Origin of the sequence: uncultured Tateyamaria sp. (assembly GCF_947503465.1) — a bacterium.
GTDB lineage: Bacteria > Pseudomonadota > Alphaproteobacteria > Rhodobacterales > Rhodobacteraceae > Tateyamaria.
The window spans coordinates 1,717,968-1,744,633 of the sequence record NZ_CANNDN010000001.1 but is presented as its reverse complement, the minus strand read 5'-3'; the positions used below and the strand labels follow the sequence as shown (position 1 = coordinate 1,744,633).

Genomic DNA, 26,666 nt, shown 5'->3' with positions numbered 1-26,666 from the left:
GGCCGCCCCCCTTTCCCAAAGGAAAATCCATGACGCGCCTGAACCTTGGCATCCTTCAAGTGAACCATGACCGGTCGGCCGAGGTGGGCGATGCCTTTCCCGACGACGCGCACCGATTCCGGGACCTGTTCGACGCGCAGGCCCAACGCTTCAACTACCGCGTCTACATGACCATCGGGGGCGAGGTGCCGCGCGACCTGCATGAACAGGATGCGTACCTGATCACCGGTTCGCCGTTAAGCGTACTGGATGATTTGTCCTTCCTGCCAGCGCTTTATGACTTTATCCGGGCCTGCGATATGGCGCGTAAACCGCTGTTCGGGGCGTGTTTCGGGCATCAGGCCATTGCGGTTGCCTTGGGCGGGCAAGTGGCGCGGCAGGACTGGAACATCGGCATTGATCATGTGCGCGTGACACGGGCCATGCCATGGATGCAGCCGCCCGCGCCGTCGCTTGGTCTGTACCAGTTTCACCACGACGCGGTGACGGTGCTGCCCGACGGGTGCGTGGCTTATGCCACCTCTCCGAAATGCGCGATTGCCGGATTTGCCAGGGACAATCACATCTTTACCACGCAGGCGCATCCCGAGTTTTCCGATCCGTTCATGCGCTGTGTGCTGGATTACACCAAGCCGCATCTGAGCGCGGAAGAGGTGGCGGAGGCCGAAGCCACGTTGAACCGCACCAATGACGGGCCTTTGATGGCCGATTGGGTCACGCGGTTTTTCGGGGGCACGCCATGAAAAACCTTGCCGATCACGACAGTTTTGTGGACGGCGTGCCGCATGACACCTTTACCCAGATGCGCGCGGCGCATCCCCTGCACTGGACGGATGCGTATGGAGCGGACAAGGGATTCTGGTCACTGACCCGCTATGCCGACATCATGGCCGCACAGAAGGATACGGGTGTGTTTTCCAGCGCGCAGGGCATTCGGATCGAGGACCAGAGCCGCGCCGAGTATCTGGCGCGGCGCACCTTTCAGGAAACGGACCCACCGGAGCATTCAGCAACCCGGCGCGCGGTGAACCCGGCTTTTGCCAAACCCGTGGTGGCACAGTTCGAACCCCTGATCCGCGACCTTGCACGTGATATCGTGGCAGAGGCATTGGATCACGTGGAATTCGATGCCGTGGACAAGATCGCCAAGCGGCTGCCGATGTTGATGCTGGGGCGCATCCTTGGCGTGTCCGATGCGGACCTGGATTGGCTGGTGGACCGGGGCGATGCGTTGATCGGCAACACCGATCCCGACTTTACCGACACTGTCATCGACAAGGTCGATACCGACGCCTATCGCATGATGCCCTTCCGGTCGCCCGCGGGAGTCGAGTTGTATGATTATGCCCAAGAGATCCTGAGCGGCAGACGGCACGTGGACGACGCGGGCATTCTGGCCCGTGTCCTGAGGGCAGAGGATGGCGCGATCCGGGGGCAGGATTTCAAGAATTTCTTTTGCCTTCTGGTGGCGGCAGGCAATGACACGACGCGCTATTCCATCGCGATGGCCTTGCATCTGCTGACACAGCAGAAAGGTCTGCTGGAGACCTTGCAAGGCGGTGGCGTATGGGAGAGCTGTGCGGATGAGTTCATTCGCCTTGCGTCCCCCACATTGCATTTCCGGCGCACAGCCACACGGGATGTCCAGATGCACGGTAAAACGATCCGGGCAGGGGACAAGGTGCTGATGTGGTTCGTATCGGGCAGCCGGGATGAGGCGGTGTTTGATGACCCGCACACCGCCCACCTGGACCGCAGCCCGAACCGGCATCTGGCCTTCGGACAGGGCGGCCCGCACGTGTGTCTGGGCATGTGGCTGGCCAAGCTGGAACTGAAATGCGTGTTGCAGGAACTGGCGGGCCGCATCACCGCACTCAGGGCTGTGGACAGCCCCACCTGGACCCGTTCAAACTTTATTTGCGGGGTCAAATCCCTGACCGTCCGCCCAAGCCTGAAGTGACCGACATGACGAACCGCACGCGTACCTTGTTCTGTGATCTGCTGAACCTGCCGCGCGGCAAGTTCGTGCCGCCGGATGTGGCCGCTGGGGGCAAGATCGGTTTTGCGCGGGGCGTGTTTGGCACCACTTTCGACCGCGACCTGATCCCGGTGCCGGGGGCCGGTGTGTTCGACGGCATCCCGGACATGGAACTGGTGCTGGACCGGGATCGGCGCGCCGATTGGCTGGGCAACAGCGACATCGCGCTGGGCATGTTGCACGCGGATGGCGCGCCGTTCGGGTTGTGTGCCCGCGGGCGTTTGCAGGCGGCCATTGCCGCGTGGGAGGCCAGGGGACTGAGCCCGATGGTCGGCCTTGAAATGGAAGCTTATGTCTTTCAGCAGGATGCCGACGGGATCTGGACGCCTTATGATACGCCGGGGGCCTTCGTTTACGGGACAGGCCCGCAGAACGATCCCGCGGGCCTGATGGATGCGCTTTGGTCGACGGCCCATGCCGTGGGCTTGCCCATCGAATCCATGAACGGCGAATATGACAACGGCCAATTCGAGCTGACACTCAAGTTCGAGGGGGCCCTCGCCGCCTGCGACAACGCATTTTTGTTCCGCAGCATGGCGCGGGACGTGGCGGCCGAGATGGGGCTGTTGCTGACCTTTCTGCCAAAGCCGATTCCGGATCGTGGCGGGTCCGGCCTGCACGTGAATTTCAGCTTTGCGGATGCGCAGGGTGCCAACGTGATTGCGCCTGACGGGCAGTTGTCGGACATCGCCAACGCTTGCATAGCGGGGCTGATCCACCACCACGAAGGGCTGGCCGGGCTGCTGGCGATGACGGTCAACAGCTATGACCGTCTGGGGCCTGCGTCGATGGCCGGATACTGGGCGAACTGGGCCGACGATCACCGATTGGTCACGACCCGGTCATGCGTGACGTCGCCCCGATCCGCCCGGCTGGAACACCGCATGGCGGATTGCGCGACCAATCCGTATCTTGCGGTAACGGCCGTATTGCAGGCCGCCCGCCTTGGGATGGAAAACGGCCATGCGTTGGCCCCTGCCGAAGACCTGGACGGCTTGGACAATGTCCGCGCGACGCGCCACGTGCCGTCGTCGCTGGACAAGGCATTGGCCGCGCTTGACGCGGATACCGCTTTGCGCACGGCCGTAGGGGAAGCGATCTGTGATGCAGTCATCTTCCTCAAGCAGGATGAATGGAAGCGACTGAAGGACAGGTCAGTGGACGAGGTGCGCGACTTCTACTTGCCCTTCGTCTAGCGCGGTCATCCAATCGAAAGGCCGACGCGACTTCCGGCGATTACAGCGGCGGCAGGCCCGCTGCGGCGCGGCCTTCCTCTGTCTTCAGGGAAAAATCCACCCCGCGATAGTCATCGCCCAATGGTCCCATCAAAACCGCAATGGTCTGGCCGACCCATTCGGGCGGGATGTGCGCGTCCCATGGCAATTGACTGACCGGATTGATGCCCGACGCGGCGATGTCGCGCTGCATGTCGGTGGCGACGGTCCCGGGGGACAGGCCCAATACCCGCACACCGGCGCCGCGCGCTTCCTTGTCGGCGACGCGGGTCAACGACAACACGGCGGCCTTGGTCGCGCAATAATGGCTCCAACCTTCCAGTGCACCGGTGGCTGCGCCGGACGAGATGTTGATGATCGTGCCCGACCCGCGGGCAATCATGCCCGGCAATGCCGCGCGCATGCCGTGATAGACGCCCTTCACATTCACATCGACAACGCTGCCCCAGGCGTCGGGATCGCTGTCTGCCAAGCGGGCGATTGGGTCTATCAGCCCGGCATTGTTCACCAGAACATCCACGTCGCCGACCTGAGACATCAGGGATTGGACCTGCGCCCAATCGCTGACATCGCAAGGCACGGCCATCCCGCCGATGTCGGTCGCAAGGTCCGCCAATGCCTCCGCTGACCGCGCTGCAAGCACCACGCGCGCGCCAAGCCGCGCAAGGACCCGGGCGGTTGCCGCGCCGATCCCCTTGCTGGCGCCGGTGATGACAACTGTCTTGCCTGTCACATGCTCCATCGCTCAGCGTCCCCAGGTGCAGGGGATATTGGTGTCCGGCGCGTCTGCACATTGAACAAGGTCGAAATGCAGGTCCACGTCCACGCTCAAACCCGTCGGGCTGTCCAGAAACGCGATGAAGTCCATGCCGTGATCCAGCCGCAGGATTTCTCCGGTGGCTTCAAAGCCGACCACGCGCACCTCGTCATAATTGGGGATGAAATCGGGATAGACCCGGTCGCGCACCATCGTGAAGTCAAGCGTCACGGGGGCTGTCTGGCCGCGCATGGTCAAGTCACCGGTCAACTTGCCCGAACTTGGTGTCAACATCAGGATGTCGGTCGAGACAAAGGTGATCTGCGCATGGGTGTCAGCGTGCAGATAGTCCGCGTGGCGCAAGTGCCCATCGCGATCCGCATGGTTGCTGTCGATGCTGGCGGCATCGATGGTGAAGGTGATTTGCGAATTCGCGGGATTCTCTTCGTCGATCAGGAAGGTGCCATCGTAGGAATTGAACCGGCCAACTGTGCGGCTTAGGCCCATGTGATTGATTTCCCATCCGATATGCGCGTGACCCAGATCCAGGGTCCATTCGGTCGGGGCGGCATGCGCGGGCAGGGTGCCCATCAAAAGGGCGGCAAGGGGCAGGGTGCGGAACATGGAGGCTCTCCAATTGGGTTGCGTGTGCCAACGATGTAGATGCCGTGCGTTGCGCAAGAAACCGGCTTGCATGCATGGCATTAGTGAATAAACTGCATGAATGGACATCGCCGCCCTTCGGACCGTGCAACTTGTCGCGCAGCATCACAGCTTTGCCGCCGTTGCGCGCGTGCTGGATGTTGATCCCAGCTCGGTCAGCCGCACGGTGGCGGGGATCGAAGCGCAGCTGGGGTTGCGACTGTTTCAACGCTCCACCCGCACCCTGACACTGACGGAAGCGGGTGCGCTGTACCTCGACCGGATCGGGCCGCTGTTGGACGACCTGGATCTGGCACGGGATGCCGCTGCAGAGATCAGCACGCGCCCCTCGGGTCGGGTCCGTCTGACGGCGTCCGTTGCGTTCGGGCACGATATGATCGTGCCGTTGCTGTCGGATCTGCGCAGCGCCTTGCCCGAGATTGCGCTGGAACTGATCCTGAGCGATCAGACCGTCGACTTGGTCGGGGGGCAGATCGATCTGGCGATCAGGCTGGCACCCGCGCCCAAGGGTGATCTGATCAGTGCGCGGCTTTGCGCGACCCGGTACAGGGTTGTCGCGGCCCCCGCCTATGTCCAGACCCACGGCGCGCCGGATACGCCAGCGGGGCTGTCCGCGCACCAGTGCCTGCGCATGACATTGCCCGAATATCGCACAGAGTGGCGGTTTCGCCAGCAGCAGGCGGAAACAGTGGTCGGCGTCACAGGCCCCATCCTCATTTCGAACGCACTGGCCCTGCGGGCGGCGGCCCGGAACGGGCTGGGCCCGGCGCTTCTGGCGGATTGGATGACGCAGCGCGACCTGAAGGATGGCCGCCTGGTCGACCTGTTCCCCGACCATCAGGTGACGGCCACAACTTTTGACACGGGCGCCTGGTTGCTGTACCCAAGCCGTGCCTATCTGCCCGCCAAGGTACGGGCCGTGATCGACTTTTTACGCGCCCGTCTGCGCTAGAACCCGATGCCGGTGTTCCGTTTGATCTCGCGCAGGACCACGTTGGTTTGTGCGCTGGCCACGGCAGGCAACCGAAACAGGAAGGTTTCAAGGAACGCGTTATACGCATCCAGATCGGCACACAGGACACGCATCTGATAATCCGATTGCCCCGTCGTCGCGTAACACTCCACCACCTCGCGGCGTGTCTCGACCGCGCGGATAAACGATGACAGATCGTCCTCCGAATGGCGGGCCAATTGCACATGCACGATGGCCTGAAACTGAAACCCCGCCGCCTGTGGATTGACGATGGCACCATAGCGGTCAATGATCCCGACCTCTTCCAGCGCCTTGACCCTGCGCCAACAGGCAGAGGGCGACATGCCCGCCATTTCGGCCAGGTCCGCATTCGAGATACGGCTATCCACTTGCAGTTGTCGCAAAAGGATGTGATCGCGATGGTCGAGTGTCATCAGGAATGTTTACTCAAAATTAACCAATTTAGCGACCGGATTATCCAAAGGTATCAGGCTGCGGCGAAAATCTGAAATCTCCCGTCACGCCAGAGCCCCCATATTGTGGGCAGGAGGAACCGCATGTCTGACCCACACCACCGCTTTGACACCTATGCGCTGACCGATCGCTATGACCGGACCAAGGGGCGCGTGTTCCTGACCGGGACCCAGGCGTTGGTGCGCATCATGTTGGATCAGGCCCGCCGTGACCGCGATGCGGGGCGCAACACGGCGGGGTTCATATCGGGTTACCGGGGGTCGCCCCTGGGGGGGCTTGATCTGGAACTGTGGCGGGCACGGGATCGGACGGACGGTGCCGATATCACCTTCATGCCCGCCGTGAACGAGGATCTTGGCGCCACGGCCGTGCTGGGCGCGCAGCAGGCGGTTCTGGACCCTGATTGCCGGTACGAGGGCGTGTTTTCCATGTGGTATGGCAAAGGCCCCGGCGTGGACCGGTCCGGGGATGCGCTCAGGCATGGAAACGCATACGGGTCATCGCCCCTGGGCGGGGTGCTGGTTGTGGCGGGCGATGATCATGGATGCGTGTCGTCCTCGATGCCGCACCAGTCCGACGTGGCCTTCATGGCATGGTTCATGCCAACGCTGAACCCCGCATCGGTGGCCGAGTATCTGGAGTTCGGCGCGTGGGGCATCGCGCTCAGCCGTTTTTCAGGGACCTGGGTGGGGTTCAAGGCCATCTCGGAAACCGTGGAAAGCGGGGCGTCCCTGGTTCTGCCGCCCGATCCCGTCTTTGCCCAACCGGACTATGTTGCGCCGCCGGGTGGCCTGCATATCCGCCCCTCGGACCTGCCCAGCCCCGAGATCGAGTTGCGGATCGGCCACAAGCTGGACGCCGTGCAGGCCTTTGCCCGGGCCAACCCGATTGACCGGCGGATCTATGACGTGGCCGACGCGCCCTTTGGGTTTGTCACCACCGGCAAGGCGCACCTGGACCTGATGGAGGCGCTGCGGCTGCTTGGCCTTGATGCGGCGACGTGCAAGGCACGTGGCATCGACATCTACAAGATCGGCATGGTGTGGCCGCTTGCCTTGGGTGATGCGCGCGCCTTTGCGCGGGGCAAGCGCGAGGTGATGGTGATCGAGGAAAAGCGCGGGATCATCGAGAGCCAGCTCAAGGAAGCGCTGTTTGACCTGTCCCATGACATACCAGAGCGTATGGTGGGCAAACATGATGAAACAGGTGCGCCGCTGGTGCCGTGGACCGGAGAGCTGTCGCCGAAACTGCTGGCGCCGTTGATCGCGCAGCGGTTGCACGGTTTTGTGCCCGATCTGGACTTGCCCGCGCGGGCCAAGGCGCTGCAAAGCCCGCCCAAGCTGCTGAACATTCAAGGCGCCAAGCGCACCCCTTATTTCTGCTCGGGCTGCCCGCACAACACCTCGACCAAGGTTCCCGATGGGTCGCGCGCCGCGTCGGGCATCGGCTGCCATGTCATGGCCGCCTGGATGGACCGGGATACGGGCGGTTATGCCCAGATGGGCGGCGAGGGCGTGCCTTGGGCGGCAGCATCAAAGTTCAACGGCGGCAAACATGTGTTCCAGAACCTCGGTGAAGGGACATGGTATCATTCGGGCAGCCTCGCCATCCGGCAGGCGGTCGCTGCGGGGACCAACATCACCTACAAGGTGCTGTTCAATGACGCGGTGGCCATGACCGGCGGGCAACCTGTGGATGGGCCGGTGAGTGTCGAGGCAATTGCGTGGTCCGCCCGCGCTGAAGGGGTCGACCGCATTGCGCTGGTGTCGGATGACGTGCGCAAGTTCAAAACCGCAGCGTTCCCGCCGGGGACCAGTTTCCATGACCGTGATGATCTGGATGCGGTACAGCGCACTTTGCGCGATGTTCCCGGCGTCACCGTCCTGATCTTTGAACAGACCTGCGCCACCGAAAAGCGGCGCCGCCGCAAGCGGGGCAGCCTGCCGCCGGTCACAACCTTTGCCGTCATCAATCCCGAGGTGTGCGAGGGATGCGGTGACTGCTCGGTCGAAAGCAATTGCCTGAGCGTCGAGCCGTTGGAGACCCCGCTGGGGCGCAAGCGGAAGATCAACCAGTCGACCTGCAATGCGGACATGTCCTGCCTCAAGGGGTTCTGTCCCAGCTTTGTCACCGTCGAAGGGGCGGTGCGCAAAGCGCCCAAGGCGCAAGCCTTTGACGTGGCACAGCATCTTGGCGATCTGCCTCTTCCTGATCTGCCCACGCTTGAAGCACCTTTTGACTTGCTGGTGACAGGCGTCGGCGGAACCGGCGTGGTCACGGTGGGCGCGCTTGCCACCATGGCCGCGCATCTTGAGGGGCGCGGGGCGTCCGTTCTGGATTTCACCGGCTTTGCGCAGAAGTTCGGTACCGTTCTCAGTTACATCCGATTGGGACAGACGCCGGACGCGTTGCATCAGGTGCGCATCGAAGACGCCGCTGCGAATGCGGTGATCGGCTGCGATGTGGTTGTGTCGTCGGCACCCAAGGCGTCCGCCCATTATCACAGCGGCACGCGCATGGTGCTGAACCGGGCAGAAATGCCGACGGGCGATCTGGTGCTGCACCGTGACGCCAGCCTGCGCGTGGATGACCGTGAAGCGGCGATTGCCGGGGTGATCGGGTCCGATAACCTTTGGTCGCTGGACGCCAACGCATTGGCCGAACGGCTGTTGGGGGACAGCGTGTTCGCAAATGTCATGTTGCTGGGTGCTGCGTGGCAGAAAGGGTTGGTACCTGTCAGCGAGATGGCGCTGAAACAGGCGATCCAGTTGAACGGTGTGGCGGTTGACCGAAATGCGCGCGCGTTCGATATCGGTCGGATATGGGCGCAAAATCCCGATCTGCTTGAGGTGCCGTCCGCGGCAAAGACGCCGGCGACGATGGATGAGATCATTGCGCACCGGGCAGAGTTGCTGACCGCGTATCAGGACAGGGCCTATGCCGCGCGCTACCGCGACGTGCTTGAGTTTACCCGCGGCTTTGATGAGGCAAGCCGTGTGCTTGCGGCCCGGGCGCTGTACAAGCTGATGGCCTACAAGGACGAGTACGAGGTCGCGCGCCTGCATACGCAGACCGGTTTTATTCGCGGTCTGGACAGTCAGTTCGACGGTGATTTCCGGGTACGCCACCACCTCGCGCCACCTGTCCTGTCGCGCAAGAAGGATGCGCGGGGGCGGCCGGTCAAACGGGTCTTCGGCCCTTGGATGCACGCCATGATGCGGGTCCTGGCACGGGGCAAGCGCCTGCGCGGTACGTGGGCGGACCCCTTTGGTTACATGGCCGAACGGCGGGAAGAGCGGGCGTTGATTGACTGGTATGTCGACGGCTTGGCGCGCTTGAGCAACGGCATCGCTGATCGCGCATCAGCGCACGAATTTCTTGCCGCACCGCTTGAATTTCGCGGCTACGGCCCGGTCAAAGCGGACGCGGTCGCCCGGCATAAACCGGACGCGGATGCAGCGCTTGAGCGGGCTAGTAGTCGCTGACCAGCAAATGCGATGGCGTGGCGTCTTCATCGATATCTGAAAAGCGCCCGATGGGGTCGGCAAAGATGTTGTCGGTCAGGTCGTCATTGACGGTCGAGACCTCGTGGATCAGGCAATCGCCCCCGTCGCCCCAGAACGCGTGCCACGTGGTGGGCGTCAGCGTCACGGACGCACCCACCGGCAGTTTCAGGTGACCGCCTGCGGGCAGGGTCACCGGTACACCGTCGGTTAAAACGTTCACGTCCGCCTTGCGGTCAATCTGTCCCTCGGCGTCGCAGGTGAACAGCTCCAGCACCAGCGTGGCACCACCGCGGTTGATAATGTCTTCGGTCTTGAGCACGTGACGGTGCATCGGAGACAGTTGATCCTGCCGCGAGATCATCAGCTTTTCCGCGTAGAGCATCGCGCCCTGCTGGCCCATTTCGGTCAGGTCGCCGTTGCGCATGGTGAAAAGGAACAGGCCCATCTCGTCGAACCTGCCCTGTCCGTAATCGGTGATGTCCCAGCCAAGACGCCGGTCGCGGATATGGGCCGCCTTGTCACTGCGCATCTCGTCCGGGGTCCAGGTGCCGAAGGGCGGCACGGTCCAGCCGTGCCGGGCAAAGAAGTCGGCGCCGCTGGCAAGGATATCATTCACGCGGGATCGTTTCATTGGATCACTCCAGTTCGGATTGCCACGGCGGGTTTGCCCCGGCGCGAGAAACGGTAACGGCCGCGGCACGTGCGGCGAGGCTGAGCATGTCGGTGATTGTCGGTTTGTCCAATGCCTGGATCGCTGCGGGCGACAGGGCCCCGGCGCGGTCCAGCGCGGCAAGGCAGCCTGCGTTGAACGTGTCACCCGCGCCGACCGTATCGACCACCTGTGCCTTTTCCGCAGCCACGCGGACCTGTGCGCCGTTGGCAAGATGCGCCGTGGCGCCGTCGCCGCCCTCGGTCAGGAGCAGCATCTTGCAGCCCAAGTCGAGGATCGCGCGCGCCTTGGCTGCCAGATCACCGTCGGGGACCATCCAGGCGATGTCATCGTCCGACAATTTCACGATATCGGCGCGTGCAATCAACTTGGTCAACCGCGCGCGGTAGCCCGCGTGATCCGACACGAAACCGGGGCGGATATTGGGGTCTGCCATCACCAGCCGGTCGGCGGACTGGGACAGGGCCAGATCAAGCAAACTGTCGGCCACGGGTGGGTTGCACAACGATATTCCACCGAAGAACATGGCGTTTGTCCCCGCGGGGACAGAAGCAATATCAATGGGTTGGATAGCGCGCGTTGCTGTTGCGTCGTCATAGAACGTGTACGTCGCGTTGCCCTGATCGAGATGCACAAAGGCCAGCGTCGTATTGCGGTCGCTGCGCACGGCATATGCAGTCGCGACATGGCTGGCCGACATGTGATCCGCAATCATGGTACCAAAGGGGTCAGAGGACAGCCCGGTGATCAGCCCCACGTCCACGCCCAGACGCCCCAACGCCACGGCGGTGTTCAGCACTGCGCCCCCCACATGCGGAACGTATGCGCCATCCGCGTTCGGGATCATGTCGATCAAGGCTTCGCCCGCACAAAGGATCATGTTTGTGTCTCCGTCCAGACTACGTCGGCCGGGGCCGATTGAGTGCGCACCGTAGTGATGTTCGGCACGTCATTGGTGTCTATCCATGCTTGCGCATCTGGTTTGCCGTGCTCGGCCCAGCGATCCCTGAGCCGCTGGATCAGTGCGTCCATCGGCAGGTGCAATGCAATGGTGAAAGTCCAAAGGTCGTGCAACCGTGTCCAGGGCGGGGTGTTCAACAGCAGGTAGTTTCCTTCGACGACGACGGTCTTGCAGGATGCGGGCACGCGGCCCGCGCCTGCGATCGCAATTTCGCGGCTGCGGTCAAAGACGGGGTAGATGACGGGGGCCTCGGATTGCAGCGCCTCGATCATCCGCACAAAACCGTCTGCGTCGAACGTATGCGGTGCGCCCTTGCGGGCCTGCGTGCCATCCTCTTGCAACAGCCGGTCATCCAGATGAAAGCCGTCCATCGGCACGACCGAAGCGGGTTCGCCTTGCGCTGTGAGCCGCCGTGCCACCCGGGCGGCCAGCGTGCTTTTGCCGCTGGCGGGTGGGCCGACGATGGCCACCAGCCGGCGATAGGGTGCCGGCGGTTTGTCTAGGATCTGCGCACAGATCTGGTCGAGCGTCATGTCAGGCGGCCATCTCCGGGACAGCCGCGCCGGTCATGTAGGCAACGGCGTCAGACATCGAATGATCCTTGGGATCGATCACGCAAAGCCTTTTGCCGAGGCGGTGTACATGGATGCGATCGGCCACTTCGAACACGTGCGGCATGTTGTGGCTGATCAGGATGATCGGGATGCCGCGCGACCGCACGTCCTGGATCAACTCAAGCACCTTGCGGCTTTCCTTGACCCCGAGTGCGGCGGTTGGTTCGTCCAGGATGACCACCTTGGACCCGAAGGCCGCGGCGCGGGCCACGGCGACACCCTGGCGCTGGCCACCCGACAGCGATTCGACTGCCTGGTTGATGTTCTGGATCGTTGCGAGGCCCAGTTCGCTCAGCTTTTCGCGGGCAAATTTTTCCATCGCCGGTTTGTCGAGCCGCCGGAAAACCTTGCCCATGATCCCCGGTTTGCGCAATTCGCGCCCCATGAACATGTTGTCGGCAATGGACAGCGCCGGGGACATGGCAAGCTGTTGATAGACTGTTTCGATCCCTTCCTCGCGCGCTTCGATCGGAGAGCGGAATTTGACCTCTTTCCCTTCGAGCCAGACCTGACCCTGATCGGGAACAACGGCCCCGGATACGGCCTTGATCATCGAGGATTTGCCCGCGCCGTTGTCGCCGATGACGGCAAGAATCTCGCCCGGCATCAGGTCGAAGTCAGCGTGGTCGAGCGCTGTGACCTTGCCGTAGCGCTTGACCAGATTGCGGGCTTTGAGAATTGGCTCGGTCATGCGCTTACCTTTCTGATCCATTGGTCGACGGCCACGGCCGCGATGATGAGCAGACCGATCAGCATGAAGGTCCATTGCGGGTCCGCCCCGGCCATCCGCAGGCCCAGTTCGAACACGCCCACGATCAGCGCACCAAAGAGGGCGCCGGCGATCGAGCCGCGTCCGCCAAAGAGCGAGATACCCCCGATCACCACGGCGGTGATGGATTGGATGTTGCCGATGACGCCCGTGGTGGCCGAGGGCGAGATGGAGCCGAAGCGCCCGATCATGACCCAGCCGGCCAATGCGCAGATGAACCCGGCTGCCATATAGACGGACATGTAGGTCTTGTGGACATTGACGCCGGACAGCTCTGCCGCTTCGGGATCATCCCCGACAGCGTAAACATGCCGGCCCCAGGCGGTGGATCGCAGCGCATAGGCCAGCACCACAAAAAGCCCGATCATGCCCAGCACCCCAAGCGTGAAGGTTGCGCCACCAAACTGGATCTTGGTGCCGAGGAACTGGAGGAATGACGCCTCTGCCTCGATATCCTGGGACCGGATGGTTTCGTTTGCAGAGTAGAGATAGTTCGCGGCCAGCACGATTTGCCACATGCCAAGGGTGACGATGAAGGGCGGCAGTTTCATGCGGCTGACCAGCCAGCCCGATATGGCGCCGAGGGCCGTGCCGACCGTCAGGCCGATCGCGACGGACACGGCGGGCGGTACGCCGTAGCTGAAAGATGCCTTGCCCATCACCACGGTGCACAGGACAGCGATGGCGCCGACGCTCAGGTCGATGCCCGCGGTCAGGATGATCAGCGTTTGCGCCGCCGCCAGCACGCCCACGATCTGCACCTGTTGCAGGATCAGCGTCAGGGCGAAGGGCGAGAAAAAGCGTGAGCCCAGCAGGATGCCGAACAGGGCGATGGAGAAGATCAGCACGATCAGCGGCACCAGCGATGGGGTCTGGTGCAGCGTATGCTGGATGCGTCCGATGATGCCGCGGCGGTGGTCGTCGAACTCTGCGACAGTGGCGTCAGCAGAGGAGACGGCGGCCTCGTAGTTGTCAGATTGGGTCATGGGGGTCCCATCCTTGGGCCAGGAAAAGGGGCAGGCGCGATGCCCGCCCCAAGTATAACGTGTTTCCGTGAAAAAAGGGGAGGTCCGTGCGACACGGACGCTCCTTGTCTCAACTGCGTCTGCAGATCAGCCCCAGCACAGGTCCTTGCCTTCGGCAACCGAGATACTCTCGACCCCGTCCGCGGGCTGGTCCGTCACCAACGCCACGCCGGTGTCAAAGAACGCTTTGCCATCCGTCGCTTCCGGTTTGGTGCCATCTGCGGCCCAGGCGGCAATCGCCTCGATCCCCAGCGATGCCATCAACAGCGGGTATTGCTGCGACGTGGCGCCGATCACGCCGTCGGCCACGTTCTGGACGCCGGGGCAACCGCCATCGACGGACACGATCAGCACGTCGTTTTCGCGACCAATGGCCTTGAGCGCCTCGTAGGCTCCGGCAGCGGCAGGTTCGTTGATGGTGTAGACCACGTTGATGGACGGGTCCTTGGCCAGCAGGTTTTCCATCGCGCGGCGGCCGCCTTCCTCGTTGCCGGCGGTCACGTCGTTGCCGACGATGCGGGGATCGGTTTCGTCGCCCCACTTGTTCGGATCACCAATGTCGATGCCGAAACCGGTCAGGAAGCCCTGGTCGCGCAACACACCCACGGTGGGTTGGCTGATGGCGAGGTCCAGCATGCCGATCTTGGCGTTGGCGGCCTCGTCACCCAATGTGGCGGCGGCCCATGCGCCGATCAGTTCACCGGCGAGGAAGTTGTCGGTGGCGAATGTCATGTCGGCTGCGTCGATCGGTTCGAGCGGCGTGTCCAGCGCGATGACCAGAAGACCCGCGTCACGCGCCTGCTGGACAACCGGCACAATGCTTGCCGTGTCCGAGGCGGTCAGCAGGATGCCCTTGGCGCCGTTGGCGATGCAGGTTTCGATGGCTTGCACCTGCGTTTCATGGTCGCCGTCGACCTTGCCCGCAAAGGAACTGAGGTTGATGCCAAGCTCTTCTGCCTTGGCGGTGGCACCTTCGCGCATCTTCACGAAGAAGGGGTTCGTATCCGTTTTGGTGATCAAGCAGGCCGAAACAGCATGCCCATCGGCCAATGCGGCGCCAGCCATGGTTGTCAGGGCACATGCGGTGCCGAGTAGTAGTTTTTTCATGGTGTCCTCCCAGAACTTGTCGGACCACGGGACCCGCAATCCGAACTGCCCCAAGGGAAGCGTGATTCTGCAGCGCTGTCAAATTAATAATTCAACTTGATTTATTAATTGACGCGCGCAAAGATCGCAATGGGAGGAATGGCTTGATGACACTGGACCACGTGCGCACCTTGTCTGGTGGGATCAACCAGACCGGCGTGCGGGCCTATAACGAGCGGCTTATCCTGTCGATCTTGCAGCGCAATGGCGGGCTGCCGGGCAGCGACCTTGCGCGGCGGACGGGGCTGTCGCCGCAAACGGCGTCGGTGATCCTGCGCAAGCTGGAACAGGATGGGTTGCTGTTGAAGGGTCGGCCGGTCAAGGGGAAGGTGGGCAAGCCATCGGTGCCTTTCCTGCTGAACCCTGATGGCGTGTTTTCCGTGGGCCTCAAGATCGGACGCCGCAGTGCCGATCTTTTGGTGCTGGATGCAATGGGGCAGGTGCGTCACCAGTTGCGCCATACCTATGACTATCCGTTGCCCGGTAACGTGTTCAGCTTTCTGCGAGGTGGATTTGCCCGGCTGAACGCGGATATGGATGACGCGATGCGCGGGCGATTGTGCGGTGTCGGCATCGCCACGCCGTTCGAGTTGTGGAGCTGGCATGAGTTGCTGGATGCGCCCGCCGATGAGTTCGAGGCCTGGAAAGATGCCGATTTTGTGGCCGAGGTGGCCCGCATCACCGACTTGCCTGTGCGCCTTGTCAATGATGCGACGGCTGCCTGCCGGGCGGAACATGTATTCGGGATCGGGCGGGAATATCGCGACTACATCTACTTTTTCATCGGCGCCTTTGTCGGAGGCGGCGTGGTGCTGGACCATGCCGTATTCGAGGGTAATCAGAAAAATGCGGGCGCATTCGGGACGATGCCGGTGCCCGACTTGCAGGGCAATCCGGGGCACCTGATTGATCTGGCATCGATCCGCACGCTGGAATTGCGCCTGATCGACGCTGCTGAAAATCCGCGCCAGTTGTGGCAGCAGCCGCAGGATTGGTCCCATCTGGAACAACACGTTGCGCCGTGGATTGCGCAGACCGCGGACGCGCTTGCCATCGCGAGCGTTGCCAGCTGTGCTGTCATCGACGTGGAGGCCGTGGTGATCGACGGCGCCATGCCGCCCGCGATCCGTGCGCGCCTGGTCGACGCGACGCGCGCGGCGCTTGCGACAAAGGATATGCGGGGGCTGATCCGCCCGGAAACTGTTGCGGGTCAAATCGGCGCAAATGCCCGCGGCATCGGTGCTGCCGCGGGGCCGGTCATTGGGCAGTTTCTGCTCGATCGCTCTGCCGCCATGTTCGAGCAGGGCTGAGCCCTAGCGGTAGTAGAGCGACTCTCCGTTCGCGAAGAGTTGCACCTTGCCCGGTTCCGCCGTCACCTTGACGGATTGGCCGCGCAGATCCTTGTGGATGCCGGGCATTTTCGCCAGCACGGCCTGTTCGCCTTCGGGTGCTTCGAAGTACAGGATGGTAACCTCGCCCAACGCTTCGGTGAAGTCCACCTTGCCTTCGAACACGGCGTCACCTTCGGTGGCAATCATGTCTTCGGGGCGGACGCCCACGTTGACCTGCATCCCCATGTCGCCGTCCTGTGTCGGGACAGCCGATGTGATGATGGACCCGTTGCCCATCTTCACCTTGGTCTGCGTGCCGGTTTCGACGATTTCGCCGGGCAGCAGGTTCATTGAGGGCGATCCGATGAATTGCGCCACAAATTCGTTCTGCGGGCGTTCATAAAGCTCAAGGGGGCTGCCCACCTGCGCGATGCCCTTGTTGGCAAGCACCACGATACGGCTGGCCAGGGTCATCGCCTCGACCTGGTCGTGGGTCACATAGATCATGGTGCTGTCGGGCATGGATTCCTTGAGCTGCGCAATCTCGATCCGGGTCGCAACGCGCAGGGCGGCGTCCAGGTTCGAGAGCGGTTCGTCAAAGAGGTATACCTTGGGATCGCGCACGATGGACCGGCCAATGGCAACCCGCTGGCGTTGACCACCGGACAGGGCCTTGGGCAGACGGTCCAGATAGGGTTCAAGTTGCAGGATGCGGGCGGCGCGGTTCACCGCTTCGTCAATTTCGGACTGGGATTTCTTTGCCAGTTTCAGGGCAAAGGTCATGTTGTCCCGCACGGTCATGTGCGGATACAGGGCGTAGGATTGGAACACCATCGCGATGCCGCGCTGGGCGGGGGGGACGTCGTTCACGACGGTCCCGTCGATTTCCAGGGTGCCGCCGGTGATCTTCTCCAGCCCTGCGATCATGCGCAACAGCGTGGACTTGCCGCAACCCGAGGGGCCGACAAAGACGATCAGTTCGCCCTTTTCGATGTCGAGGTTGATGTTGTTGAGCACGTTGACCGTGCCGCCATATGTCTTTTCGACATCTGTCAGTTTCAAGTCGGCCATGGTTGGTCCCTCCCTTCGGGGTGGCGGTGACCCGCCCCCCGTTTCCTCGTTTATGTCTTCAAAGCCAGCGCCACCTGCCAGGGTCCAAGATGGACATGCCCATCCGGGCTCGGGGCGGTGCTGCCCAATTCCGACCCGATGGTGACCCACGCCCCATCGGGCAGGTCCAGCGTGGCCGGTTCGTCGCTTAGGTTGATGGCACAGAAAATCGTCTGGTCGTCGTGATGGCGGGTAAAGTGCACAACGTCACCCGTTGCCGTGACGCCGCTGTGATCGCCCTTTGACAGTGCCTTGTGCGTGTGACGCAGGGCGACCGCCTTGCGATAATGGTGCAACAGCGCGGTCGGGTCGTCTTCTTGCGTGGATACCGAACTGTGCAGGTGTTCGCGACTGACTGGCAACCACGGCTCACCACCGGTGAAGCCCCCATTGCTGTTCGATGGTTCCCACACCATGGGTGTGCGGCACCCGTCGCGTCCCTTGAATTCGGGCCAGAATTCGATGCCGTATGGGTCTTGCAGGTCTTCGAATGCCACATCGGCTTCGGGCAGACCCAGTTCTTCGCCCTGGTAGAGACAGACCGACCCGCGCAGGCACAGGATCAGTGTTGCGTAGGCGCGTATCGCGGCAGGCGTCAAGTCCCAGCGGCTGGCATGACGCATGACGTCGTGGTTGGAAAACGCCCAGCACGCCCAGCCATCGGCGGCCACATCGTCGACCTTTTTCAGGACCTCGGCCACGCGGGTGGCCGTCAGCGGGTCCTTGGCCAGAAATTCGAACGCGTAGCACATGTGCGCGCGGTCGTCCCCGGCAGTATATTCGCCCATGATTTCCAGCCCGCGCTGCGCATCACCCACTTCGCCAACCGCGGCAGAGCCGGGGTATTCATCCAGCAGCGACCGGAAACGCGCGAGGAACTCGAGGTTCTCTGGCTGGTTCTTGGAATACAGGTGTTCCTGGTGATTATACGGGTTGACCGACGGTGCGATGTTCGCGTTGCGCCGGTCCTTGGGAAGGGCCGGGTTGTCGCGCAGTTCCTTGTCGGCATAGTAGAAGTTGATGGTGTCGAGGCGGAAACCATCCACCCCCCGGTCCAGCCAGAACCGGGTCACATCCAGCAGCGCATCCTGCACATCCCGGTTGTGGAAGTTCAGATCAGGCTGCGTCGTGAGGAAGTTGTGCAGATAGTACTGTTCGCGCCGCGGCTCCCACGTCCAGGCCGGGCCGCCAAAAATAGAGAGCCAGTTGTTGGGCGGCGTGCCGTCCGGCTTGGGGTCCGCCCAGACATACCAGTCTGACTTGCCGTTGGTCCGGTCCACGTGGCTTTCTGCAAACCATGGATGCTGGTCCGACGTATGCGACAAAACCAGGTCGATCATCACGCGCAGCCCCAAGGCGTGGGCCGTTTCCACCAGCGCGTCGAAATCCGCCAGCGTCCCGAACATCGGGTCCACGCCGCGATAGTCGCTGACGTCATATCCGAAGTCCTTCATCGGGGACGTGAAGAACGGCGAGATCCAGATCGCATCGACACCCAGCGAGGCAACATAGGGCAGGCGGCTGGTGATCCCGTTCAGGTCACCGATGCCGTCGCCGTTGCTGTCCTGGAAGCTGCGCGGATAGATCTGGTATATTACTGCCCCGCGCCACCAGTCCTTGTCCGTCACCAGAGTTCGCGCCATGTCGAATTCCGCTTTCTTGTTCATTGATGAGAGGTCCTATTTCACCGACCCGGCCAGCAAACCGCGCACCAGGTATTTTTGCATTGCGAAGAAGACGCACAGCGGCACTGCAATCGATACAAAGGCCGCCGTGGCAAGGATTTCCCAGTTGCCCCCCCGGGTGCCCAGCAAGTTCACGATCTGGTCGGTCATCACTGTCGTTTGCCCCGTGGCGTCAATCAGGAACACCTTGGCCACCAGCAGATCGTTCCAGGTCCACAGGAACTGGAAGATCGCAAAGGACGCCAGGGCGGGGAACGACAGAGGGAGGATGATCTTGGTAAAGATCTGAAAATCCGTCGCGCCGTCCACCTTTGCGTTTTCGATGATGTCGCGGGGCAGGCCAACCATGTAATTTCGCAAGAGGTATATCGCGAGTGGAAGGCCAAAGCCGGTATGGGCCAGCCACACCCCTAGATACCCTTTGCCGATGCCGATACCGACATGCAGCTTGAGCAGCGGAATCAACGCGAGTTGCAGGGGCACGACCAGCAGGCCCACGACGCAGGCGATCAGGATCGCCCGACCGGGGAAGTCCATCCATGCCAGCGCATAGGCTGCAAAGGCTGCCACGACGATGGGGATGATGGTGGCGGGAATGGTCACCGTCAGCGTGTTGAAGAACGCCTTGGCCATGTTGTCGGTGTCATTGCCGCTGGTCATGATGTTCACGTAGTTTTCCGTCGTGAACTCTGGCGGAGACACGGCCGTGACAAAGGCGCGTTGGCCCCGTCCGCTGATCTGCTCTTCGTTCCCGGACCAGGCATAGTTGCCGTCGGCGTCCACAGTGAATGTCTCGCCATCGCCGAGGTCAGCCACGTCGCCGGGTTGGTAGGCATCGACCGCACGGGACGAGGTGCCCCAGCTTTGGATGTCACCGCCGCCGCCATTTTCTTCGAAAATATTGCCTTCGACCACGAATAGATCACCGCGCTGAACCCGGTTACCGTCCGGGTCCGATGCGCGGAAACGCTCGGTCTGTTCGGATGGGAACATCGACGCCCACCAGCCCGATCCGACGATCTGGTCCGCCGTCCGGAAGGACGACACGAGAAGTCCAAAGGTCGGGAACACCCAGAGTGCAACAAGCAGCACGACCGAAATGTTGACAGCCCACCCAAGGGACGATTTGGAACCTGCAATATTGTCCATTATTTCATCTCCTTACGGGCGTTGTAGACGTTCCAGACAAGGATCGGTGTCACCAGCAGCATGATCACGATGGCCGAGGCGGACCCGACCCCCCAATCGTTGGCGCGGAACATCTTGTCGTACATGTAGTTGGCCAGAACCTGCGTCTCCCACTGGCCGTTGGTCATCGCGAACACGATGTCAAAGACCTTGAGAACGACGATGGTGATGGTGGTCCAGACCACCACAATGGTGCCCATGATCTGCGGCACCTTGATCTTGAAGAAGATCTGGAACGGGTTGGCGCCGTCAATGATCGCTGCTTCGATCGTTTCCTCGGGGATGCCGCGCAGGGCGGCCGACAGGATCACCATGGCAAAACCCGTCTGGATCCAGATCAGGACAACCATCAGCAGGAAGCTGTTCCAGAACGGAATGGTCAGCCACGTCTGCGGTTCGCCATATGGATAGTCAAAGGTGAAAATACCGATCAGCGAGGACAGCGACAGATAGACCAGGTAGAGCGCCGCGACCGCCACGAACAGACGCAACGGGACATATCCGGCACCTCCGCCGTTTTGGCGACTTTCCGCGATCGGGCGAACGAAAATCCAGCCGACATAGGCTACGATGGCGGCGAATGCCAACAGCATCAGACCCGGCAGCGCCTGCAGGAACAGGAATGATCCGATACCGCCTTCGAATTGCAGCCACACCGCGTTCAGAATGCCGATCTGGCTTTGGTCTGCGGGGCGCGCTTCGTAGACGAGTTTAAAGATCACGCCTGCGCCGACAAAGGAAATCGCCATCGGCATGAAGATGAGTGATTTGGCAGCGGCGCCCCATTTGATCCGGTCCGTCAGTTGGGCGGCCAGAAGGCCAAAGGCGGTCGAGGCCGCGGGCACCACAATCAGCCAAAGCATGTTGTTGCGCAGCGCTTCCCAGAATTTGGGCTCGGCCATCATCTGGTTGTAATTGGCAAGGCCCACAAATGCGCCCCCAAGGTCACGGTCAGTCACAGACAGGCGCAGGGTTTCGAACACGGGGTAGGCGAGGTACAGGCCCAGTGCGAAAATGGCGGGAAAGAGGAACAGCCAGGGCCGCACCTGGTTGGCCCGGTTGATGTTCTGACCGGCTTGGGGCCCCTTCGCCGGAAAGATCACCTTGTCGAGGATCTGGTTCGACCCCCAGAAGTACAGGACGCATCCACCCACACCGAGTGCAATGGTCATCAATCCCAACAGTGCAGGGTTCATCACGCTTCCTCCCTTTGGCGAGGCCCGGTTTTGTCGGGTCTCTCGCGGACCGGCGGCGTTGGCCGGTCTGGTTGACCAGCCCGCAAATACGCGGGCTGGTCTGTGTTGTGAGTGGCTTGTGGCCTTACTTCAATGCGTCCCAGCTGTCCTGGATTTCGCCCGCCACGGTGGCCGCGTCCTTGCCACCTGCATAGTCAACCATGCCGGTCCAGAACGTACCGGCACCAACGCCACCGGGCATCAGGTCCGAACCGTCGAAACGGAAGGTGGTCGCACCCAGCAGAACTTCACCCAACGCACGCAGCGTGTCATCCTTGTAGGCGTCCAGGTTCACACCGTTATGCGGTGTGAGGAAGCCGGTTTGCGCCATCATGATCTCGTGGCTGATCGGCTCCTGGAAGAACTCCATCAGGGCATTTGCGCCATCCGAGGGATCAGTGATCGCCATCAGCGTACCGCCACCCAGAACCGGGTCACCCAGGTCCTTGTCCGCGTAGGACGGGAAGTAGAAGAAGTTGGTGTCGACACCGAATTCCACATCCTCGGGGAAGAAGGCAGGCACAAACGACGCCTGGCGGTGCATGTAGCACTGCGGCGGGCTCGAGAAGAGGCCCTTGGGCGAGTCGCGGAAGTCGGTCGATGCAACCGCACCGGACCCACCGGCCACCTTGGCGTCGTCACGGGCGAACCAGCCGAACTCTTCGATGGCTGCCACGACACGCTCGTCATCGAACGGAATTTCGTTCGAAGTCCATTGGTCATAGACCGCAGGCTCGACCGTGCGCAGCATCATGTCCTCGACCCAGTCGGTCGCGGGCCAGCCAGTGGCCGCGCCTGAACCCAGACCGATGCACCATGGTGTTTCACCGTCAGCAACGATCTGATCCGTGAGAGCCTTCAGTTCTTCCATGCTTTCGGGGATTTCGTACCCGGCATCCTCGAAGTTCTCGGGGTTGTACCAGACAAGCGATTTGACGTTCACGTTGTAGAAAAAGCCAAATACCTGGTCGTTGCCATCTGCGTCGGCATACGTGCCCAGGTCAACCCAGGATTGACCGGCGGCATAGTTGTTCTTGACCCAGTCGCCCATGCCCGCGGGCAGGGGGTGCAGCTGGCCCTTGCTTGCCATGACGGCGGCAAGGCCAGGCTGTGGGAAGACGGCGATGTTCGGTGCAGAGCCCGCTTCGGCATCAATGACGATCTGTTGCTCGAAGCTGTCGGACCCGGTGTAGATCACGTCGGCGCCTGTGGCAGCTTCGAAATAGGCCAGAGCGTTGTTCAGATAGCCATCTTCGGGTGTCAGCCAGGGGCCGAACACGGTGATGGTCTGACCGCTCAGGTCAGGGGCACCCTCGGCCCATGCGTTGTAGCTGTCCCAGCTAAACGGGCCTTCGCCCGGGGCAAAGGCCAGGTGGCCGTCTGCATGTGCTGTAGCAGCAGTGATAGCCAACGCCGCGGCGCTGGCCAGAAGTTTGGTGGTCATTCTGGTCGTCCTCCCATTCGTGTCCAATCCGACCCGGCTGATGCGCGGATCATGTACGCTTTCAAGATTGCCAAAGCGCTTTGGAATGCCGCGACCGTTGCCGAATTTTCACGTCCTGTCAAATGGTCTCGGTCTGTCGATGCAAATTAGTTTAACACGTAAAACGAGAGCCATCAGAAGTTTTGACGTTAGCGCAACCAACCGCTAGCCTGCGACTTTGAAAGCGCTTTGGAACGGATCGCCCTGTGAATCTTAAGGAACTGTCATCTTTGCTGGGTCTCAGCCAGACAACGGTAAGCCGGGCGCTGAACGGCTATCCCGAGGTGTCGGAAAAAACCCGTGCCCGCGTCGTTCAGGCGGCCCAGGCGCATGCCTACAGCCCCAACACGCGGGCGCAGGGGTTGGCCACGGGCCATGCAAAGTGCATCGGACACGTCATTTCTGTCAGCGATTCGGCGGAAATGGTGAATCCGATCTTTGGCGACTTCATGGCCGGCGCCGGTGAAAGCTATGCCGCGCACGGCTATGACATGATGGTGACGCGTGTGGGCGCCCAGGACGAGGCGGACACGTATCGCAATCTCAAGGCGCGGGGCGCCGTCGACGGAGTGGTGGTGCACGCGCCGCGCCGCAACGATTCGCGCCTTGCCCTACTGGACAAGATCGGGCTCCCATATGTGGTGCATGGCCGGTCGACGGGGATCAAGGCGCCTTATTCCTGGTTGGACGTCAATAACACGCGCGCCTTTTCCGAGGCGACGTCCTACCTGGCCAGCCTTGGTCATCGCCGGATTGCGTTGATCAATGGGCAGGAAACCATGGATTTCGCCATTCGCCGCCGATCGGGCTACGAATCCTCTTTGCGTTTTGCAGGGCTGCCCATTGTGCCTGATTTGATGAGCACGGGCGAAATGACCGAAGCCTATGGCTATGCGCAGGCAAACCTGATGCTGGATTTCGACCAGCCGCCCACGGCGTTTCTGGCCGCCTCGATCATTTGTGCGGCTGGCGTTCGCCGGGCCCTGGATGAACGAGGACTGCGCGTGGGCAAAGACGTATCCATCGTCACCTTTGACGACTGCCTCAGCTATTTTGGCAATGGCGGTGACACGCCCGTGTTCACGGCATGGCAATCATCGGTGCGGGCGGCGGGGGCTGCACTGGCCAAGATGTTGATCAACAGAATTCGCATGCCACATGCGCCGCACGAAACCGAATTGTGGGAGGCCGAGTTTGTCTCGGGCACCTCAACCGGCCCCGCGCCGGATCATTCCAGGGACTGACCATGTTCACGCACAAACGCTCTGACTTTCCCGAAGGGTTCCTTTTCGGGGCTGCAACCTCTGCCTACCAGATTGAGGGCCACCAATATGGCGATGCAGGTCGCACCATGTGGGACGATTTCGCTGCCACGCCGGGCAATGTTGTCCGGGCCGAGGATGGCGCGCGCGCCTGCGATCACTATCACCGGTACGAGGCGGACCTGGACCTGTTGCGCGACGGGGGCTTTGACGCGTATCGCTTTTCGACCAGCTGGGCGCGGGTGATGCCGGATGGGCGGACGGTGAACCCGGACGGCCTCGATTTCTATGACCGGTTGGTTGACGGCATGCTGGCGCGGAACCTCAAACCCTGTGTCACACTCTATCACTGGGAATTGCCATCAGCGCTCGCGGATCTTGGTGGCTGGCGCAACCGGGACATCGCGGGGTGGTTCGGGGACTTTACCGAGGCGGTGATGGGACGGATCGGCGACCGGACCTATTCGGTCGCGACCATCAACGAATTCTGGTGCGTGTCGTGGCTGTCGCATTTCATCGGGCATCACGCGCCGGGTTTGCGTGACATTCGCGCCACGGCGCGGGCGATGCACCATGTGCTGTTGGCGCATGGCACCTCTGTAGAGCGGATGCGCGGCATGGGGATCGGCAATCTTGGCGCCGTCTTCAATATGGAATGGGCGGCGCCCGCCGATGACAGCGCGGGCGCGGTCGAGGCGGCGGCGCTGTATGACGATTACTACAACCATTTCTTTGTCTCTGGCGCGTTCAAGGGCTGCTATCCCGAACGCCTGGTCACTGCCCTGGGGCCGCATTTTCCCGCCGGGTGGCAGGACGACATGGCCACGATCAGCGCCCCGCTCGATTGGGCCGGCATCAACTACTACACACGATCGATCCTGGCCCCGAACGACGGTCCGTGGCCGCATCACCATGCGGTCGAAGGACCATTGGAAAAAACGCAGATGGGGTGGGAGGTCTATCCCCAGGGCTTGCACGATTTTCTTGTGCGCACGGCAGAGCAATACACGGGCGATCTGCCCCTGTTCGTCACCGAAAACGGCATGTCGAATGCAGATGTGATCGTCGAGGGTGCGGTACGGGATGATGCCCGCATCGCGTATTTCCAAAGCCACCTGCAAGCTGTCCGCGATGCCATCGCCAAGGGCGTCCCGGTTAAGGGTTACATGGCGTGGTCGCTGATGGACAATTACGAATGGGCGCTGGGCTATGAGAAACGCTTTGGCATGGTCCATGTCGATTTCGACACGCTGGAACGGACCCCCAAGGCATCATGGCATGCGTTTCAGAAGATGCTGCGCTGACCGGGACGATACCGGAAGGGGAGGCTTTGCCGCGCGATTCATATTTTGAACAAAGGGACGTTACCCGGTTCACTCGCGCCCATGACAATTCCTGCAAACACCCTGCGTTAGTCTTAGCCGGAGGACGGGGGCATCCAGCGCATTGGGTCGACCGCCTGACCCGTTCTGGCGCTTTCCTGTGCGGCGATACCCATCGCCACCGCAGCCCAACCATCGATAAGTGTGACATCCGGCGTGCCAGTGCCGCGGACGATCGAAACGAATTTCTGGTGCTGATAGAAGGTTGATCCGTTGTGGTCGCCCGCTTCCAGCAACGTCGGGTCCACCGGGATATCGTGCGTTTCGGGCCCCTGCGGATGGCGGGGCGATGTGACCAGCTTGGCCACGGGAGCCGGGCCCAGATGGTCCGGCCAGAACCGGCCGGGGCCAGGTACAAAGGCTTCGATCTTGCCGGATGGCCCCACGGCAGACAGTTCTTCCTGATAGGCGCTGCCTTCGGCGAACATGCACAATTCCAGCATCGCCCGCGTGCCATTGTCGAAATCAACCAAGGCATAGCCGCTGTCGATGATGTCGGGCACTTCGCCGTCATAGGCTTCGGTCAGGTGGTTCACGGACTGGCTGGCCGATGCCATGATGCGCACCGGCTCCGCACCCATTGTCAGGCGCATCAGATCAAAGAAGTGGCAGCATTTTTCGACAAAGGTGCCGCCTGTGAAGCGGTTGAAGCGGTTCCAGTCGCCGACCTTTTCCAGGAAAGGAAAGCGGTGCTCGCGGATGCTGAGTTGTTTGACGCCGCCGGTGGCAGCGTCAGCTTTTGACAGGAATTCCGAGATCACCGGCATGTAGCGATATTCCATCGCCACCCAGATCGGCGCCGGGTAGGCATCGCGGAAGGTCGCCAGTTTGATCGTATCATCCGGATCCGTGAACAGCGGCTTTTCCACCAGCAAGGGTAAGGGGCGGATCGCCGCGATCTCTTCCATTTGCGCCACGTGGCAGAAGTTGGGACTGACGATCAGCAAACAGTCCAGTTCGTCCACCGCCAACAGGTCGGCCACCGAGGCAACCCGTCTGGCCGCCGGGGCAATCGCGCCCGCCAGCGCCGCCATCCCGTCATCGGGTTCAAAGTACGCGGCGACGCTTGCCTCGGGCAGCAGTGCGATATTGCGCATGTGTTCCTGCCCCATCATGCCGCATCCGATGATGCCGTAGCGTACCTGTTCCAAGCGGTGTT

At 61.9% G+C, this 26,666-nt stretch carries 23 protein-coding genes; 8 read left to right on the top strand and 15 right to left on the bottom strand.

Annotated features, from left to right (window positions below):
- Positions 1 to 29 precede the first annotated feature (29 nt).
- Genes Q0844_RS08830 through Q0844_RS08820 form a run of 3 tightly spaced genes read left to right on the top strand, consistent with a single transcriptional unit; the run spans position 30 to position 3,234 of the window.
- Positions 30 to 743: a type 1 glutamine amidotransferase gene (locus tag Q0844_RS08830; RefSeq protein WP_299044001.1), complete on the top strand. Its 714-nt coding sequence runs from the start codon at positions 30 to 32 to the stop codon at positions 741 to 743.
- Positions 740 to 1,960, top strand: coding sequence for a cytochrome P450 (locus tag Q0844_RS08825; protein ID WP_299044000.1), 1,221 nt, complete (start codon positions 740 to 742; stop codon positions 1,958 to 1,960). Before Q0844_RS08830 ends, Q0844_RS08825 begins: the two co-directional genes overlap by 4 nt.
- A gap of 5 nt (positions 1,961 to 1,965) precedes the next feature.
- A complete protein-coding gene (locus tag Q0844_RS08820) occupies positions 1,966 to 3,234 on the top strand; it encodes a glutamine synthetase family protein (RefSeq protein WP_299043998.1) in 1,269 nt (422 codons plus the stop codon).
- Between the two features lie 40 nt (positions 3,235 to 3,274).
- On the opposite strand, the gene Q0844_RS08815 is transcribed toward Q0844_RS08820, so the two are convergent.
- Both Q0844_RS08815 and Q0844_RS08810 read right to left on the bottom strand, forming a co-directional pair.
- The gene (locus Q0844_RS08815) at positions 3,275 to 4,015 is read right to left on the bottom strand and encodes an SDR family oxidoreductase (RefSeq protein ID WP_299043996.1); all 741 of its coding nucleotides are present in this window, start codon (positions 4,013 to 4,015) and stop codon (positions 3,275 to 3,277) included.
- Positions 4,016 to 4,018: 3 nt separating this feature from the next.
- Positions 4,019 to 4,654, bottom strand: coding sequence for a YceI family protein (locus Q0844_RS08810; RefSeq protein WP_299043994.1), 636 nt, complete (start codon positions 4,652 to 4,654; stop codon positions 4,019 to 4,021).
- Between the two features lie 100 nt (positions 4,655 to 4,754).
- Here Q0844_RS08810 and Q0844_RS08805 point away from each other — a divergent pair, with 100 nt between their 5' ends.
- The gene (locus Q0844_RS08805; RefSeq protein ID WP_299043992.1) at positions 4,755 to 5,645 is read left to right on the top strand and encodes a LysR family transcriptional regulator; all 891 of its coding nucleotides are present in this window, start codon (positions 4,755 to 4,757) and stop codon (positions 5,643 to 5,645) included.
- On the opposite strand, the gene Q0844_RS08800 is transcribed toward Q0844_RS08805, so the two are convergent.
- Positions 5,642 to 6,100 (bottom strand): Lrp/AsnC family transcriptional regulator, encoded by a 459-nt coding sequence (locus Q0844_RS08800; protein WP_299043990.1) that lies wholly within the window; start codon positions 6,098 to 6,100, stop codon positions 5,642 to 5,644. The two genes, Q0844_RS08805 and Q0844_RS08800, sit on opposite strands and share 4 nt — an antisense overlap.
- A 123-nt stretch (positions 6,101 to 6,223) precedes the next feature.
- On the opposite strand from Q0844_RS08800, the gene Q0844_RS08795 reads away from it, so the two are divergent.
- Positions 6,224 to 9,625 carry an indolepyruvate ferredoxin oxidoreductase family protein gene (locus Q0844_RS08795; RefSeq protein ID WP_299043988.1) on the top strand — a complete coding sequence of 1,134 codons (3,402 nt, stop codon included), beginning with the start codon at positions 6,224 to 6,226 and terminating at the stop codon, positions 9,623 to 9,625.
- Here Q0844_RS08795 and Q0844_RS08790 read toward each other — a convergent pair.
- The 6 genes from Q0844_RS08790 to Q0844_RS08765 all read right to left on the bottom strand — a co-directional run bounded on the left by Q0844_RS08790 (position 9,612) and on the right by Q0844_RS08765 (position 14,792).
- Positions 9,612 to 10,277, bottom strand: a complete 666-nt coding sequence (locus Q0844_RS08790) for a D-lyxose/D-mannose family sugar isomerase (protein ID WP_299043986.1) — start codon at positions 10,275 to 10,277, stop codon at positions 9,612 to 9,614. The two genes, Q0844_RS08795 and Q0844_RS08790, sit on opposite strands and share 14 nt — an antisense overlap.
- Positions 10,278 to 10,281: 4 nt before the next feature.
- Complete coding sequence (locus tag Q0844_RS08785) at positions 10,282 to 11,196, bottom strand: carbohydrate kinase (protein WP_299043984.1); 915 nt, start codon at positions 11,194 to 11,196, stop codon at positions 10,282 to 10,284.
- On the bottom strand, positions 11,193 to 11,810 hold the full coding sequence (locus Q0844_RS08780; RefSeq protein WP_299043982.1) for an AAA family ATPase: 618 nt from the start codon (positions 11,808 to 11,810) through the stop codon (positions 11,193 to 11,195). The genes Q0844_RS08785 and Q0844_RS08780 overlap by 4 nt, the downstream gene beginning before the upstream one ends.
- Before the next feature lies 1 nt (position 11,811).
- Entirely contained in the window at positions 11,812 to 12,582 is a 771-nt protein-coding gene (locus Q0844_RS08775) for an ATP-binding cassette domain-containing protein (protein WP_299043981.1), read from the bottom strand.
- Positions 12,579 to 13,646: an ABC transporter permease gene (locus tag Q0844_RS08770; RefSeq protein ID WP_299043979.1), complete on the bottom strand. Its 1,068-nt coding sequence runs from the start codon at positions 13,644 to 13,646 to the stop codon at positions 12,579 to 12,581. The genes Q0844_RS08775 and Q0844_RS08770 overlap by 4 nt, the downstream gene beginning before the upstream one ends.
- Positions 13,647 to 13,772: 126 nt before the next feature.
- Complete coding sequence (locus Q0844_RS08765; RefSeq protein ID WP_299043977.1) at positions 13,773 to 14,792, bottom strand: sugar ABC transporter substrate-binding protein; 1,020 nt, start codon at positions 14,790 to 14,792, stop codon at positions 13,773 to 13,775.
- Positions 14,793 to 14,938: 146 nt separating this feature from the next.
- Between Q0844_RS08765 and Q0844_RS08760 the strand changes: the two genes are divergently transcribed.
- The gene (locus Q0844_RS08760) at positions 14,939 to 16,141 is read left to right on the top strand and encodes an ROK family transcriptional regulator (protein ID WP_299043975.1); all 1,203 of its coding nucleotides are present in this window, start codon (positions 14,939 to 14,941) and stop codon (positions 16,139 to 16,141) included.
- Between the two features lie 3 nt (positions 16,142 to 16,144).
- On the opposite strand, the gene ugpC is transcribed toward Q0844_RS08760, so the two are convergent.
- The 5 genes from ugpC to Q0844_RS08735 form a co-directional block, all read right to left on the bottom strand.
- Complete coding sequence (gene ugpC, locus Q0844_RS08755) at positions 16,145 to 17,233, bottom strand: sn-glycerol-3-phosphate ABC transporter ATP-binding protein UgpC (RefSeq protein ID WP_299043974.1); 1,089 nt, start codon at positions 17,231 to 17,233, stop codon at positions 16,145 to 16,147.
- A gap of 50 nt (positions 17,234 to 17,283) precedes the next feature.
- Positions 17,284 to 18,939 (bottom strand): alpha-amylase family glycosyl hydrolase, encoded by a 1,656-nt coding sequence (locus Q0844_RS08750; RefSeq protein WP_299043973.1) that lies wholly within the window; start codon positions 18,937 to 18,939, stop codon positions 17,284 to 17,286.
- Between the two features lie 12 nt (positions 18,940 to 18,951).
- The gene (locus Q0844_RS08745) at positions 18,952 to 20,106 is read right to left on the bottom strand and encodes a carbohydrate ABC transporter permease (protein WP_299043972.1); all 1,155 of its coding nucleotides are present in this window, start codon (positions 20,104 to 20,106) and stop codon (positions 18,952 to 18,954) included.
- Positions 20,106 to 21,341, bottom strand: a complete 1,236-nt coding sequence (locus Q0844_RS08740) for a sugar ABC transporter permease (RefSeq protein WP_299043971.1) — start codon at positions 21,339 to 21,341, stop codon at positions 20,106 to 20,108. Before Q0844_RS08740 ends, Q0844_RS08745 begins: the two co-directional genes overlap by 1 nt.
- Before the next feature lie 124 nt (positions 21,342 to 21,465).
- Positions 21,466 to 22,824 (bottom strand): ABC transporter substrate-binding protein, encoded by a 1,359-nt coding sequence (locus Q0844_RS08735; RefSeq protein ID WP_299043969.1) that lies wholly within the window; start codon positions 22,822 to 22,824, stop codon positions 21,466 to 21,468.
- Between the two features lie 245 nt (positions 22,825 to 23,069).
- Between Q0844_RS08735 and Q0844_RS08730 the strand changes: the two genes are divergently transcribed.
- Both Q0844_RS08730 and Q0844_RS08725 read left to right on the top strand, forming a co-directional pair.
- Complete coding sequence (locus tag Q0844_RS08730; protein WP_299043968.1) at positions 23,070 to 24,107, top strand: substrate-binding domain-containing protein; 1,038 nt, start codon at positions 23,070 to 23,072, stop codon at positions 24,105 to 24,107.
- Positions 24,108 to 24,109: 2 nt separating this feature from the next.
- Positions 24,110 to 25,429: a GH1 family beta-glucosidase gene (locus tag Q0844_RS08725; RefSeq protein ID WP_299043966.1), complete on the top strand. Its 1,320-nt coding sequence runs from the start codon at positions 24,110 to 24,112 to the stop codon at positions 25,427 to 25,429.
- Positions 25,430 to 25,542: 113 nt separating this feature from the next.
- Here the strand turns inward: Q0844_RS08725 and Q0844_RS08720 are convergent, their stop codons facing one another.
- Positions 25,543 to 26,658 (bottom strand): Gfo/Idh/MocA family oxidoreductase, encoded by a 1,116-nt coding sequence (locus Q0844_RS08720; RefSeq protein WP_299043964.1) that lies wholly within the window; start codon positions 26,656 to 26,658, stop codon positions 25,543 to 25,545.
- Positions 26,659 to 26,666 lie beyond the last annotated feature (8 nt).

What these genes read in the sequence shown, in the direction of transcription:
- Q0844_RS08740 (WP_299043971.1), bottom strand. Translation starts at nt 21,341, where the DNA reads ATGAACCCTGCACTGTTGGGATTGATGACCATTGCACTCGGTGTGGGT.
- Q0844_RS08815 (WP_299043996.1), bottom strand. Translation starts at nt 4,015, where the DNA reads ATGGAGCATGTGACAGGCAAGACAGTTGTCATCACCGGCGCCAGCAAG.
- Q0844_RS08760 (WP_299043975.1), top strand. Translation starts at nt 14,939, where the DNA reads ATGACACTGGACCACGTGCGCACCTTGTCTGGTGGGATCAACCAGACC.
- Q0844_RS08825 (WP_299044000.1), top strand. Translation starts at nt 740, where the DNA reads ATGAAAAACCTTGCCGATCACGACAGTTTTGTGGACGGCGTGCCGCAT.
- Q0844_RS08770 (WP_299043979.1), bottom strand. Translation starts at nt 13,646, where the DNA reads ATGACCCAATCTGACAACTACGAGGCCGCCGTCTCCTCTGCTGACGCC.
- Q0844_RS08725 (WP_299043966.1), top strand. Translation starts at nt 24,110, where the DNA reads ATGTTCACGCACAAACGCTCTGACTTTCCCGAAGGGTTCCTTTTCGGG.
- Q0844_RS08765 (WP_299043977.1), bottom strand. Translation starts at nt 14,792, where the DNA reads ATGAAAAAACTACTACTCGGCACCGCATGTGCCCTGACAACCATGGCT.
- Q0844_RS08785 (WP_299043984.1), bottom strand. Translation starts at nt 11,196, where the DNA reads ATGATCCTTTGTGCGGGCGAAGCCTTGATCGACATGATCCCGAACGCG.
- Q0844_RS08795 (WP_299043988.1), top strand. Translation starts at nt 6,224, where the DNA reads ATGTCTGACCCACACCACCGCTTTGACACCTATGCGCTGACCGATCGC.
- Q0844_RS08800 (WP_299043990.1), bottom strand. Translation starts at nt 6,100, where the DNA reads ATGACACTCGACCATCGCGATCACATCCTTTTGCGACAACTGCAAGTG.
- Q0844_RS08810 (WP_299043994.1), bottom strand. Translation starts at nt 4,654, where the DNA reads ATGTTCCGCACCCTGCCCCTTGCCGCCCTTTTGATGGGCACCCTGCCC.
- Q0844_RS08735 (WP_299043969.1), bottom strand. Translation starts at nt 22,824, where the DNA reads ATGACCACCAAACTTCTGGCCAGCGCCGCGGCGTTGGCTATCACTGCT.
- Q0844_RS08745 (WP_299043972.1), bottom strand. Translation starts at nt 20,106, where the DNA reads ATGGACAATATTGCAGGTTCCAAATCGTCCCTTGGGTGGGCTGTCAAC.
- Q0844_RS08750 (WP_299043973.1), bottom strand. Translation starts at nt 18,939, where the DNA reads ATGAACAAGAAAGCGGAATTCGACATGGCGCGAACTCTGGTGACGGAC.
- Q0844_RS08790 (WP_299043986.1), bottom strand. Translation starts at nt 10,277, where the DNA reads ATGAAACGATCCCGCGTGAATGATATCCTTGCCAGCGGCGCCGACTTC.
- Q0844_RS08820 (WP_299043998.1), top strand. Translation starts at nt 1,966, where the DNA reads ATGACGAACCGCACGCGTACCTTGTTCTGTGATCTGCTGAACCTGCCG.
- Q0844_RS08805 (WP_299043992.1), top strand. Translation starts at nt 4,755, where the DNA reads ATGGACATCGCCGCCCTTCGGACCGTGCAACTTGTCGCGCAGCATCAC.
- Q0844_RS08775 (WP_299043981.1), bottom strand. Translation starts at nt 12,582, where the DNA reads ATGACCGAGCCAATTCTCAAAGCCCGCAATCTGGTCAAGCGCTACGGC.
- Q0844_RS08780 (WP_299043982.1), bottom strand. Translation starts at nt 11,810, where the DNA reads ATGACGCTCGACCAGATCTGTGCGCAGATCCTAGACAAACCGCCGGCA.
- ugpC (WP_299043974.1), bottom strand. Translation starts at nt 17,233, where the DNA reads ATGGCCGACTTGAAACTGACAGATGTCGAAAAGACATATGGCGGCACG.
- Q0844_RS08830 (WP_299044001.1), top strand. Translation starts at nt 30, where the DNA reads ATGACGCGCCTGAACCTTGGCATCCTTCAAGTGAACCATGACCGGTCG.